Raw genomic sequence first — 13,125 nt, 5'->3', positions numbered from 1 at the left:
CAGTGGACAGGGAGCCTTCCCAGGGAAGCGGGGATCAGGGCCTGAGGCCATCCCAGCCGGTCGCGTCGGCGTCGCGGAGCAAAAAGGTGCCGATAGGGGAGGTAATGGGAGAGGTCAGTTGAAAATCTCCCCGCTCTTGGGTGAGGCCCACCGGGCGACTGGGGAAAGCCACCAGGATCCCTTCCAAGCGCAGTGACTCTGCCACCGGATCGTAGGCAAAGCGCAGCTCAAAATCCCGCAGGTCACGGCGAACTTCCACGCGGCGGATCCCTGCTTCCGTCAGGCCCAAGCGCAGCCGCCAGTGATTTTGCCATCGCGTGCCGAGGGTGGCATCCAGCTCCAGACCATAGGTAGAGATCTGGCCCAACCGGGGATCGTAAACCGCCTGCAGCGCATAGCTGATCCCCGGCTCATACACCTCCAGGCCGGAGCGTTGATCCCGGTTAAATGTGGTGCTGCTGCGTCCCCGATACTCCAGACGAACGGGTTGGAGCTGTCCCTGGTTCAGGTCGTAGGCCGTCTGCAACTGAATGTTGAACAGATCGGGAGCGGTGTTCCAGGTGAAGTTGGCGTTGAGGGTGTCCCACTTCTGGGCAACGAAGTCGTAGCCAAAGCTGGTGTCCAGGCGCACCAAGTTTCTCACCTCTGCCTGCAGCTCCTGCAAGTTGCGGGAGGCAATCGCTGCCAAATCCTCCGGGGTATCGTCGGGGAAGGTCAGGGCTATCGGCAGCTCGCCGGGCAGGTCATCTTCAAAGGCAATGTAGCCTGGGGGCACATCGGGTAGGGGATCGCGGGGCGTAAAGAAGCTGATGTTGGCATTGATGCGATCCACATCTCTGGGGCTGGTAGAGAGGGTTTGGAAGGGCACAGAATTGTTGCCGTAGAAGGTGCGGCTGTAGCGCAGGTCGATGGTATTCCAGTCGGCAGGTCTGAGGCTGAGGCGAGGGTTGAGGCTGACAGTAGACTCCTGGTCAGGAGTGGAGTAGAGGACTTGGGTGTAATCGATAGAACCCGGCATGAAGGTGATCCAGGGAGCCGGTTGAATATCGTTGAACTGAAGGCTGGAGCGCAGCTCGTAGCGATTGAAAAAGTGGAGGCCCGCCCCCACCTCCTGATCCGGCTGTTGCTCTTGAGTTAGGGTGAGGGCGCTGCTGAGAGCAATATCGGGCGTGATGCGAACGAGGTCGGGGTTAAAGGCCAGCTCGAAGTTGCGACGCGGCTCGTTGTCGCCATTGGAACTGCTGTAGGCGCGGTAGGCCAGGCGATAGGTACCTCCCCAGCCGGGTGGGGTCAGTTGAGTGCCCAGCGTCAACCGCGCATCGGCAAAGTCGGGGCCATCTTTGACGCTCACCCGCTGGTTGTAGTCCAAGCGTAGATCCGATTGCAGCCAATGCACGCCCCCGTAGCGCTGAGTGTGGCTGAGGGTGAGGGGGAAGCTGTAGATGCCCCGCTCCTGGGATCCGGTGCGGCTGATGTTGAGGGTGGTGGTGGAGAGATCCCCCTGAAAGGTGGCGTTGAGGCGGAGATCGGCGTTGTCGTTGCGTCCGCCGGCAGGACGGTAGGTGTTGTCCAGGTTGAGGTTGAGCTGCCCCCGCAGTTGGCCTTCCTGCCCAAAGAGGTTGGCAGCGTAAAAGTCGAAGTTGTGGTCGATGCGGAAACGGCTGGAGAAGCGCTGTTGGTCAGCTTCGGTAACCAAGTAAAACTGGGCTCGCCCGTAGTTGACACTGTCCGGGATGGGCAGGATGTAGTCGTGCAGGAAGCCGATGCCCAAGCCTTTTTTCTGCATGACATCCAGCCGCAGGCCGCCGAAGTTGTATTCGTCGAAGCGGTAGGCCCAACTGGATTTGACAAACACCCCCTCTGTCTCGCTGCGCCCCGGCAGCACCCACTGGTGATCCCGCAGGCTGTAGATGAACAGGGGGAAATAGGCAATCTGCAGGCCTGCCCGCAGATCCCCTGCTTCTGTGAGTTCGCCGCCGGCAAACACGCGGGCGTCGTAGACGATCACCCGGTCATCGGGAAACACCTCCACCCGATCCCCTTGCACGTAGTGGGTGATGGGTGGCTCTGGCGAGGTGGTGACGGTGGCTTTCTCGAAAAAGATCTGATCCCCCAAAATGGCGGTGGTCTCTTGGCTGCGCACAAAAACCTTGGTGCCCGGCTCCTCCCCCGGCAGAATGACCAGCGAGCTCTCAAATTGGGCGGTGCGACCGGGGATATCCAGATCCAAATTTCGCCCTTCGATTTGCCGGATCCCGCGCCCTTGGGGGCCAGGGGGCTGCTCCATGCGAAAAGGGCCCTCGCTGCGCAGGCGTCGCTCCCGCCGATAAAACAGCAGCCGGTCGCCGGTGATGCGGGTGCCGTCAGCCAGTTGGATCAAGGCGTTCCCCTCGGCAATGCCCAGGTCTTGTTCGGCGATGTAGCTGAGCACATCCCCACTCACGTTGATTTGATCCGGGTCAAGAGGAATTTGCCGCTGCGCGGTGGCCGAGAGCTGCTGGCGAATCTGGGATCCCTGGCTAACGTTCCCTGTCGCCGAGACGGCATCTGCCCCGGTGCCCAGATCCCGCAAAAGGGGGAACTGCTCCAGCAGTTGAGGAGCCAGGGGTGAGCCCGCAGTGGGGACAAAGGCTTCCCTGCCCCTTTGAGTGGCCATGGGGGATCCCGTCAGCCCCGACCCAGGGGTGGCCTCTGCCAACAGGACACCGCCCAAATCCAAGCTCCCACCGGCTTGGGAGATCAAGGGAGGAACCGTCGAAGCTGGGATCCGATTTAACCTTGCCTCTGAACCGGCTCCACCTTGCAGTTGGGCCGTAGCCCGGTTTTCGCCATTGGATTCCGATCGCGTTAGCGGGACGGAGTCCTTGGTGGGGCGCAGCCAGGGTTGCTCTTCCACCTGCAGGGCTTCAGCCTGAGAAGTCATGGGCTGGGAAAGCCGAAGGGAGTTCAGGCTGGGAACTGCCGCGGTGGGCGTCGCCAGTGAAGCGGGCTGGGGAGCCGGTGTTGCCTGGGCCTGCTGCGCCTGTCGCCGAGCATGGGCTGCTGCCCCTTCGGCCAACAGCCGTTGTAGCCGCTGTCGGTTCAGTTCTTCTGGCGTGAGGGGCTTTTCAGGAGAGTTGGCAGAGGGAGGAGAGACCGGGGCCGCAGGGGGTAGGGTTGCCGCAGTCAAGGCCGTAGCAGGCAGGGGAGAAGCAGCCGCCAGCGGGGAGGATTGCGCCTCAACCAGGGTAATGGGATCTCCATCGGTAGGAGCAATCGGTTCTGGGCTGGAAGCCCGGCGGGCCAGTTGCAGGCGCTGAGCAAGTGTTTGCGCTGACCGAAAGCGCTGGTAGCCCTCCAGAGAGAACTCCGTCCCGCCGACGCCAACAGTGGGCGGGGGATCCAACTGGGCGAAGACGGCCTCCCCCGTCCCCAACCACAGGGAGCCGCCCCAGCAAAGAGCCAACCACTTTGCCCAAGGGCTGAAGTCATGGGGGAAGTTGCAGGATTTCACCGTAAAAACCGCCACAGTAAAGAGAAGCCCACCCCACCGAAAATCATATTCGGCAACCAGGCAGCCAGCCAGGGATCGATATGCTCCACTCGACCCATCGCTCGTCCCAGGCTCATCAGTACATAGTAAATAAACACCAGAACAATCGCTAGCGCCACGCCGCCGTAGCGCCCCGTTCGCCGCACCGTTTGCAGGCCCAAGGGGGCAGCCACCAAGATGGCGAAAAAGCTGGCCAAAGGAATGGCGAACTTGAGGTGGTATTCCGTCAGGCAGCGAGCCACATCGGCAGAAGGACGTTGCTCCGCTCGATATCGCTGGCACTGCTCCCACAGCTCCCCCGCCCGTTGCTCTTGGGGCACCTTTTCCGCGTACACCAGGCCCACCAGTTTGTTGACGATGTTGAGCTGCATTTCTTCCACCTGGCCTTCATAGTAGGTGCGCCCCTGCTCGTCATAACGGCGGATCACCACATCTCGCAGTTGCCACGATTGGCCCACCTGCTGCGCGGTTTGAGCGGAGATCACCTGCGGATAGCGCAGGTGGCCGGTCTCAGCTTTGCGATCCAGGATCAACAAATCCTGCATCAAGCCGGTCTTCGGGTCAATCGATCCGACATGAAACCAGAGATCATCATCCACCCGCACGATCTCTTCTGGATTAAACAAAAGGGCATCCTGAGCCAAGATGAGGTTTTTATTCAGGGTTTTCACCTTTTGGTTGGTTTCCGGCACAATGACTTCATTGGTCAACAGCGCCAAGCCGCTGATCAGCAGGCCAATACAGAGCACGGGGATAAACACTTTGCGATAGGGGATCCCAGCAGCACGCAGGGCGGTGATCTCGCTGTCGGCTCCCATTTTGCCCAGGGTGAGCAAGGTGGCAAAGAGGCCGGCAATGGGAAAGGTGACCACCAAAATGGCGGGCAAATTGAGGAGGAGAATGTGCAAAATGGTCAGGGGAGGGGCGCCCTTTTTCACCAGCAGATCGGTGTAGATAAACAGCTGGTTGCCCAGCATCATCACCGTGCCCCCGGCCACCCCCAGAAAGAAGGGGCGGATCATCTCTTTGAAGAGATAAAACTCCAAAAAGGCAGCCCCCAATTTCAGGGATCCCCAAAAGCTGCCCGCTTGAGCAGGGGTTCTGCGCAGTTTGCCCTCGGCGAGTGGAGCCGTCATGACATCACCTCGGATCACAACCTCAGCCAAACCTGGACGATCAAAAACCACAGATGGCTCCCCGAGGGGGGATCCCATCAGAGGGCGTCGGTGATGCGAAACTGAAACATGCCCTGCTGTTGCCCGTCCCCTTCGACGGTGTATTCATCTTGTTTTATGTTCAGGGTAACCAGCTTGCCACTGAGGCGATTGGCGCCCCGGCACATCTGATCCAGCGCGTTGCGGCCCGGCAGAGCTTGGGTGCTCTCCCCGGGAAGGCGGCCGACCTCTCCCCGATCGCAGAGCACTACAGGAGCCTGTTCGGCGCTGATTTTGAAAATTTGTTCTCGGTCAAAGTAATCGGCGCGATCCCCTTCGATGGCGCGGTTGGCCTGCACAATAACCACATTGCCAAAGAAGCGGGCATCGCCGCTGGCTTGGTCGATCTCCACCCGGTCGGCGTAGATCACCGTCGGCTGATCCACATCGGCCTGGGTCTCCGGGTTTTGTAGCCGCCGCGCCAGCCACTCCCCCTCGATCTGCTCGATCACCACCTCTCCCCGCAGCTCCACTTTCTCAGGGGTGATGGTGGCCTGGTTGGCCTTGGCCCTACGTCCCCGCTGGATGAACTCGACGGCATCGCTAAACTCGGAAGTGCCGGTGCGGGAGTTGTAAACCAGGCGGGCAGCCCGCACTTCGGTTTCGGCTTGGCGCAGTTCTTCCGTCAGGGATCCCTCGCTGGGCGTGGGGGTAGAGGCAGCCATCTGCCGGTAGAGGACGTTGTCTTCAAAGAGGAAGATCTTGTCGCGGTGGTTGCCCTCCAGGCGGGCGGAGGTGAGCACCCGTCCGGGCTCTTCCAGGGTAACTCCTCCCGTCAACAGACTTTGGGATTCGCGGCGGCGGTAGGTGCCCTGGGCCGCCTGGATGATGGTTTCCCCCTGGCGAATCTCCAGGTTGCCTTCCCCTTGGGCAATTTGTGTGTTGCGGTCGTACGTGAGGCGGTCGGCAATGATGGTGACTTCTTGATCCTGTTGGTCTGGGGTCGCCTCCGGGCCGGGAGAGGCCTGGGCCAAGCGCAGATCGGCCAATAAGGGATCCCGGCTGCTGTCGCCGGCCACCTCTTGCAACACCACACCGCCGGAGAGAATGCTTTGGGCCTGTTGCCGCAGGTAGGTGCCCTGGGGAGCGCGAATTTCGATGCCACGTTCGCGAATGCGCAGGTTCCCTTTCCCCTGAGCCACTTGTTGGGTGCGGTCGTAGGTGATCTGGTCGGCGGTGATGGTGATGGAAGCGGGATCCGCTGCAGCACTGGCCACCCACTGGGAAGCGCTGGCGGGATCGGTCGGGGGGGCGGCTGCCGGGCTGTCGGTGCGCAGCACCACCAGCTTGCCCTGCTGAGCGCTGAGAAGGGCAAATTGAAAGTTAAACGAGCCAGAGCGGCCCTGCAACACCATTTCCCGGCCTTTGAGGGTGAACTCCGCCGGCACCTCGATGCGCTCTTCAGGGGTGACTCTCAGGGCGCTGGTCAAGAGCAGGCTGCCGTCGCCGCTCCTCACCTCCACCTCCTCATCCAAATACAGCTCATCGGCGGTGGCATTGTAGCGGGCTCGCTTGGCCCGCCAAGTCATCTGCTCGCTGCTATCAAAAAAGGGATCCGGCACCCCTTTTTGCCGGTCGGCACCTTCTCCGTAGAAGTAGCCGTGTGCCCCCTGTTCAAATACCTGTTGCCCAGCTGCCAGATCCACCTGCTCGGCAATCAACCGCCAACGCTGATGGCCTCCCCGACGACCCAAGATGTCTACCCTGCGGCTGACCGAGAGGGGCTGATCGGGGGAAGGAGACTCCACCTTCACTTCCTCGATGTCGATCGACAAGGCCCAGCCCACCAAAGCAGCCAAGATGCTGCTCCCCAACAGCGCCACTCCCAGGTTGGAATTGAAGAATCGCCGCATCCTGTTTTCGCTGCCGCCTCACCTCGACCCGAACTGACCACTCCCCTTGGAGCCAACGCTCTGAGCTAGCACTCTAGGCTGTAGCTTATCTCATTTTGCCGGCTGCACCGGGGGGATCCCGCGCACACCTAGCCTTAAGCCGACTTTTCAGCCTTCAGCCATAGCGGCTGAGGATGAACCCCAACCCCAGAAACAGCCCCAGCCAAAAATGGAGACTGACGGCGATGAACTTGGAGTGGCTAATCCGCTGCGGCTGGTCATGGTAAGCCCCCAGCAGGCGGGAAAGCCGCACTGCAAACGGGATCCCCGCCAAACTCAGCAGGGTCCAAGCTGGAAAGATCCCCAGCCCCACAAACAGCAGCATCAGGCCAAAAAGGCTGCCGCAGAGCCAGGGGATGAGGCGGGCCGAGCGCAAAGTCCCCAGGCGGGCCACCGGCGAGCGCTTGCCACAGGCTAAGTCATCCTGCACTTGATGGAAATGGGAACAAAACAAAATCAAGCTGGTCGCCATTCCCACCACCAGTGAGGCCGCTAACCCCGGCAGCGACCAGGTCTGGCTTTGGCTGTAGTGGGCGGCCAAAACCGCCAGCGGCCCAAAGCTGAAAAAGCAGAGGATCTCGCCCAGGCCCTGATAGCCCAGGCGCAGGGGCGGCCCCTGGTAGGCATAGCCCAGCCCGCAGGCCAGCAGCACCAACAGCAGCACCGTCGGATCCGATTGCCGCCAGCTCAGCCACAGGATCCCCAGCAGCCCCAGAGCCAAAAAGGCATTCCCCACCCAAAACACCCGCCCTGGCTTGCCCGTCAGGTTGACCAGCGAGTGGAGTTTGTTTTTGTCCACCCCTGTCTGGGCATCGAACACGTCGTTGCTGAGGTTGACCCAGGCCAAGATGCAGATGGCAGCTCCCCAAAACACCCCCAAAACCCCCAAATCCAGTACCCCTGACTGGGCGTAGGCAATGGCGGATCCCACCCAGATGGGCATGATCGCCACACTGTACATGGGGGGCTTAAGGGCAGCCATCCACAATTGCCGGCGGGAGGGGTCACTCCATGCGGCCTCTGCTGCTGGCTGCACTTGGCTGACATCTGGATGCATGCGAATTCTCCTTGGGGAGCAAGCCTGCTCTGGGGCCCGTCTCTGGATCTGTCTACAACCATCTGCTCTGTAGGGTAGAGCGCCTGAGAAAGCATCCCCCAGGATGCTAAGAAACTTTGCAGTCCGTGAAGAAGCTCCTCAGATCTGGCCCCCAAAAGCCCGGGCTGCCGGCTCTTCTCCTAATCTCTTATCCTAAAGTCATCTCCTGCCGGTCTCCATCGACAGGTGTCCTGTTTTCGGCCAAGGTGGGATCGTTCTCTTTGCTCTTTCGCATGACCTCTTCTCTTTCCCCTCGGAATGCCCACGGTACGCTTGAGTGCCTGGAGTGGCCGAGAGCATGGCCGCCGACTCGCACTTCTACCTGGACGGACGAGGTGAGGGATCGGCGCCACTGGGATCCCTTCCTAACCGCCTGCCAACAGATGGCGCGGGCGCGGGGCGTGCCCCAAATCCTCAGCTTGTCCCAGCCCATCCCAGAGCTGGATCCGCTGGCGGTGCTGGCCCAGAAGCTGGGTTCTCTCCCCACGAACCGATTCCCGAGCTACTGTTATCTCTCCCACAAGGCCCGCGGGGAAAGGGTGCGGGTGCTGGGGTGGGGATCCCTGCGGCAGGTTGATCTCGCGGGAGAAGGGGGCTTGCGGGCGGCACGGAGCTTTGTAGAAGAGCTGCAGCCCCACGTCCATGCCGCTTGCATTGGCAGAACGGAGCCCTCGGAAGTGGGAAGATTCCCAGACAGCCGGCAGGAACGCCCCCTGTGTTTCTGTCGCCTTGGTTTCAGCCCCAGGAGTGATGGGGGGGCGGCGCTGGTGCTGCCACGTTGGCAACTGTTGCAGGTACCAGGCTCCTGGAGATCTCTGGCGGTGGCGCGGCTCAATCTGGAAATCGACCCCGAGAGCGACCTAGCGGCTTTGGCCGGGCAGATCACCGCCTTTTTTGCCCAAATGGAGCGCCTTTCTCGATCCCCCTTGCCCTCGTGGGAATTGCAAGCTCCTGTGCCAGTGAACTTGGAGGAAACCCCCCTCTTGGCGCGCATCCAAAAAGCCCTGCAGGTGATTCAGGCGGGATCCCTGGAGAAAGTGGTGCTGGCCGAAGCCGTGGATCTGCACTTGCCTGTCCCGCCGTCAATCCCGTCCCTGCTGGCCTACCTGGAAAAAGATCATCCCGATTGCAGCATCTTTGCCTTTGCCGCTGGCGTCAGCGGGCCGAAGTCCTTGGAGGCAGATGCTCGGGGGAATTTGCCGGCCAGTCCTCTCCCTCTGACCCAAGAGGGGATCTCTCCCCAGGTTTTCTTGGGGGCCACCCCGGAGCGCTTGCTTTCCGTGTGGCAAGGCCGGGTGCAGATCGATGCCTTAGCCGGCTCCGCCGCCCGCGGCGCCACCCCTGTCCAGGATCGCCAGTTGGCCGAGGAGCTGCTCCGCAGCCCCAAAGACCGCCGCGAACACCAGTGGGTGGTGCGCTCGATCCGGGAGGCTCTGAGTCGGTTGGGAATGGATCCCTGCATTTCCCCGCAACCGCGGCTGCTCCGTTTGGCCAACATCCAGCATCTGCAAACCTTGATCGAGGCGGAGCTCCCCGCCGATGTACATCTGTTCGATCTGCTGGCCCAGCTCCACCCGACGGCAGCGGTGGGAGGGTATCCCCAACAGGCGGCGCTGCAGTGGCTAGAGCGGTTGGAACCCTTTGATCGCTCCAGCTATGCCGCTCCCTTGGGCTGGGTAGACTTACAGGGCAATGGCGAGTTTGTGGTGGGGATCCGCTCCGCCCTAATTCGGGGGAATTGGGCCCGCTTGTATGCCGGTGCCGGGATTGTGGCCGACTCCAACCCAGAGCAAGAGCTGGCCGAGATTCGTCTGAAGTTGCGCTCTCTGGTGCAGGCTCTGGCCTTGCGACCTGCAGCTCCTCCGCTCCCCAGCCTCTGAAGAGAGGGGATCAGGAAGATGTTTCTGCCGCCGCTGCGGGAGGTGGATACGAACCCCTCCACGAACAGCTACAGTGAGAAAGCCGGTCTTTGATTAGCCTCGGTGTCCTCTGCGGCATGGCGACCCTGAATCCCACCCATCCCCCTCGTATAGCCGGATCCCGCGCGCAAGTGGGGCTTTGGCCCGGCCTGATCCAGCACTATCGGGAATGGCTCCCCGTCAGCGCCAGCACACCTGTGGTCACGCTACATGAGGGCAACACGCCTCTGGTGCCTTCCCCGGCTTTGAGCCAACGGCTGGGGCGAGACTGTCAAGTTTACCTGAAGTTGGAGGGCCTCAACCCCACCGGTAGTTTCAAGGATCGGGGTATGACGATGGCCGTGTCCAAGGCCAAAGAGGCAGGGGCAGAGGCGATCATCTGCGCCAGCACCGGCAACACCTCGGCGGCGGCTGCTGCCTTTGCGGCCAAAGGAGGTCTGCGGGCCTATGTGCTGATCCCCGATGGCTACGTGGCCAAAGGCAAACTGGCCCAAACCCTGATGTACGGGGCGGAGATCATCGCCGTTCAAGGCAACTTCGACCAAGCGCTGGCTATGGTGCGGCAGCTGGCGGAAACCTACCCGGTGGCCCTGGTGAACTCGGTCAACCGCTTCCGCTTGGAAGGGCAGAAAACCGCCGCCTTCGAGGTGGTGGATGCTTTGGGGGATGCCCCCGATTGGCTCTGTATTCCGGTGGGCAACGCGGGCAACATCACGGCTTATTGGATGGGGTTTTGCCAGTACCGCCAGCAGGGCAAGGCTACCCGTCGCCCTCGTCTCTACGGCTTCGAGGCTGCCGGTGCTGCCCCCATGGTGTTGAACCGGGTGGTGGAACACCCAGAGACGGTGGCCACGGCCATTCGCATCGGCAATCCTGCCAGTTGGGTGAAGGCCAAGGCGGCAGTGCAGGTGAGCGGCGGTCAGGTGGATAGCGTCACCGACGAGGAGATTCTGGCAGCCTATCGTCTCCTGGCATCCGAAGAAGGGATCTTTTGCGAGCCGGCCAGCGCGGCCTCGGTGGCAGGATTGCTGAAATGGCGAGAGCAGGTGCCTGCTGGAGCACAGGTGGTGTGCGTGCTGACGGGCAATGGCCTTAAGGATCCGGACACGGCCAGCCACCAGGGATCCGCTCCTATCCACACCGGCGTTGTCCCTGAGCTGTCCGCTGTTGCTCGTCTGATGGGTTTCTAGCAGAAACCGCCCGCTGGTTAGGGTCAGGCGTTCCCCTTGGGCGGCGCTCCGTCGCCTATCGGGCATCGCCATCTGGCAAGCGGCATTCCTCTCTCGGCCATACGCTACAGCCCCAGCTCAAAGCCCGCATTGGGCGGAAAGGGCTGTGTCGAGAAATTCCCGGATCAGGGGCAGCACCTGTTCCCCATGCAAGGCAGGGATGGCGTGGCCGGCTTCGGCTAGGATCTTGAGCTGAGCCCCAGGGATCCCTTCGGCATAGGTTTGGCAGTGCCAGAGGGGAATGGTGTCGTCCTGTTCGGCGGCGATCACCAGGGTGGGGGCCTGAATGTAGTTGAGATAACGTTCAACCGTATCGACGGCAGCTTGTGGGCGCAGACGTTGTCGGAGAAATTGCCGAGCGACCGGCTGCTGACGCAGGGATCCCCGCAACCACAAGAGCTGGGCCAGCTTGTCTTCCCAATGCCACCAGCGGGCCAGCGGAGCGATCGCCCGCAACAGCCAATCCACCCAAGCGCTTTCCCAGAGCAAGGGCCGCAAATGGTTGTAGCGTCTCACAAAGCTGTCGTCGCGGATCCCGGCAGGAGCCAACAAAACCAACCCCCGCAGCGGATACCGCACGGCGTAAGCTGCCGCCACCCATCCCCCAAAGGAATGGCCCACCAAAACCGGAGCAGCTAGGCCCAGCCTTTGGACAAATCCGCGCACAAACTCTACTTCTGCAGCGATGTCGTAGTGCAAGGCCGGTTGGCCGGACTGCCCGAACCCCAGTAAATCCAAGGCAATGCAGCGATATTCGTCTCCCAACCCTTGCATCAGCGGCCACCAGTTGGCGTGAGTGGCCATAAAGCCATGCAGAAACAGCAGTGGGATCCCTTTTCCCCAGTCTCGATAGGCAGCCCAGCAGGACTCTGCCCCTGCGATGTTCAACCCTTCCAATTTCACCCTGTGCAGCGGGATCTCTTGAACGCGGGCTTGTAACTCTGCCAAGCGCTGCGCCAAAGGCAGCCGTTCCAACAGCGTTTGCCTGGTCATCGGCTTGGGGTCAGTAGACACAGACAGATTCAGCAGATGCAGTTTCTTCCGGAGCAGCATTGGCTACAGCGAATGCACCTATACGGAAATATCTCTCGTATCTCTTTGAACAGAGATCCTGCTCAATCCACCGGAATCTACCTGGGATCCCATCAACTCGGAAAAGGCCGTAACGCATCGCAACTTAGCCGATCAACTGCAAATGGGGCGGGGGAGTTTTCAGCCAGTCTTGGCGGGTCAGCAGCCCTTGGAGGAAGCGGGTGGCTGCCTGCGATTGATAGCGCTCCGGGTTAAAAGCCAGCCAGAGGGTACGCCGTATCTGTAGCCCTTCCACCGCCAGCTTCCGGAACCGCCCCTGTTCCACATCGGATCCCACTGCCACCATGGACAGAAAGGCCACCCCCAACCCCGCCTGGACGGCATTTTTGATCGCCTCAATCGAGCTGAGTTCCAGCCGCACGTTCAATTGGGCCGGGTTAATGCCGTAGCGATTCAGTACCCGATCGATGGTTTGCCGAGTGGAAGACTGGGGATCCAAGGTGATGAAGGGCAAAGCCAGCAGATCCACAAGAGCCGGAGAGTCGATGGCACACCCGGGAGCACCGACCAACACATATTCATCTTCCGCCAGAGCCATCACCTTCAAGTGCCGCTGCAGCTCAAAGGGGATCTCCCCGCCAACAATGGCCACGTCCAACTGGCCGTCCACCAATTTCTGGGCAATTCGCCGCGTGGATTGCACCAAGAGCTGTACGGAAATTTGTGGATAGCGGCGGTGATATTGGGCGATCAAAGAAGGCATGACATAGGTGCCCACCGTTTGGCTGGCCCCCAAAACCAGATGCCCCCCCTCCATTTCTTGCAAATCCGCCAGCGCCTCGATGGTTTCACGGCACAGCTTGAGGATGCGCTCGCTGTACTGCAGCAGCACTTTCCCGGCATCCGTCAACTCCACCTTGCGCCCACTGCGGTCGAACAGCACCACTCCCAACTGTCGCTCCAAGTTCTGCACTTGCAAGCTGACGGCAGGCTGGGAGACAAACAGGCTATCGGCAGCACGGCGAAAACTACCCTGCTGGGCAATTGCCCGCACGATGAGGAGCTGATCTAGAGTAAACGGCAACTCATCCGCCATAGGGAACTGATACATTTACACTGAACACTGCTGAACATCACTGTTCAACTATGCAGCGATAGCATTCTGTTTGTTTCCATTCGCGTTAGCGGGACGGAGTCCAAACAGAATGGCG

At 61.0% G+C, this 13,125-nt stretch carries 8 protein-coding genes; 2 read left to right on the top strand and 6 right to left on the bottom strand.

The features are described 5' to 3' along the window. Positions 1–34: 34 nt before the first annotated feature. From ACVWXE_RS10710 to menA, 4 genes are all read right to left on the bottom strand, one after another. The gene (locus ACVWXE_RS10710; protein ID WP_457384260.1) at positions 35–3,508 is read right to left on the bottom strand and encodes a hypothetical protein; all 3,474 of its coding nucleotides are present in this window, start codon (positions 3,506–3,508) and stop codon (positions 35–37) included. Next, entirely contained in the window at positions 3,490–4,668 is a 1,179-nt protein-coding gene (locus ACVWXE_RS10705; protein ID WP_457490290.1) for an LptF/LptG family permease, read from the bottom strand. The genes ACVWXE_RS10710 and ACVWXE_RS10705 overlap by 19 nt, the downstream gene beginning before the upstream one ends. 77 nt (positions 4,669–4,745) lie before the next feature. Continuing rightward, complete coding sequence (locus ACVWXE_RS10700; RefSeq protein WP_457490289.1) at positions 4,746–6,599, bottom strand: LptA/OstA family protein; 1,854 nt, start codon at positions 6,597–6,599, stop codon at positions 4,746–4,748. 154 nt (positions 6,600–6,753) lie between these two features. After that, positions 6,754–7,695, bottom strand: coding sequence for a 2-carboxy-1,4-naphthoquinone phytyltransferase (gene menA, locus ACVWXE_RS10695; RefSeq protein WP_457490288.1), 942 nt, complete (start codon positions 7,693–7,695; stop codon positions 6,754–6,756). Between the two features lie 245 nt (positions 7,696–7,940). On the opposite strand from menA, the gene ACVWXE_RS10690 reads away from it, so the two are divergent. Next, positions 7,941–9,614 (top strand): isochorismate synthase, encoded by a 1,674-nt coding sequence (locus ACVWXE_RS10690; protein WP_457490287.1) that lies wholly within the window; start codon positions 7,941–7,943, stop codon positions 9,612–9,614. 116 nt (positions 9,615–9,730) lie between these two features. After that, the gene (gene thrC / locus ACVWXE_RS10685; protein ID WP_457384265.1) at positions 9,731–10,843 is read left to right on the top strand and encodes a threonine synthase; all 1,113 of its coding nucleotides are present in this window, start codon (positions 9,731–9,733) and stop codon (positions 10,841–10,843) included. 117 nt (positions 10,844–10,960) lie between these two features. Here thrC and ACVWXE_RS10680 read toward each other — a convergent pair whose 3' ends face one another. Both ACVWXE_RS10680 and ACVWXE_RS10675 read right to left on the bottom strand, forming a co-directional pair. Continuing rightward, positions 10,961–11,875, bottom strand: a complete 915-nt coding sequence (locus tag ACVWXE_RS10680) for an alpha/beta fold hydrolase (RefSeq protein ID WP_457490286.1) — start codon at positions 11,873–11,875, stop codon at positions 10,961–10,963. 184 nt (positions 11,876–12,059) lie between these two features. Then, positions 12,060–13,010 (bottom strand): LysR substrate-binding domain-containing protein, encoded by a 951-nt coding sequence (locus ACVWXE_RS10675; RefSeq protein WP_457490297.1) that lies wholly within the window; start codon positions 13,008–13,010, stop codon positions 12,060–12,062. Positions 13,011–13,125: the final 115 nt, after the last annotated feature.

It is taken from the genome of Thermostichus sp. MS-CIW-41, from assembly GCF_054058915.1.
The sequence above is the reverse complement of the archived record's forward strand: the minus strand, read 5'-3'. Positions and strand labels throughout refer to the sequence as shown.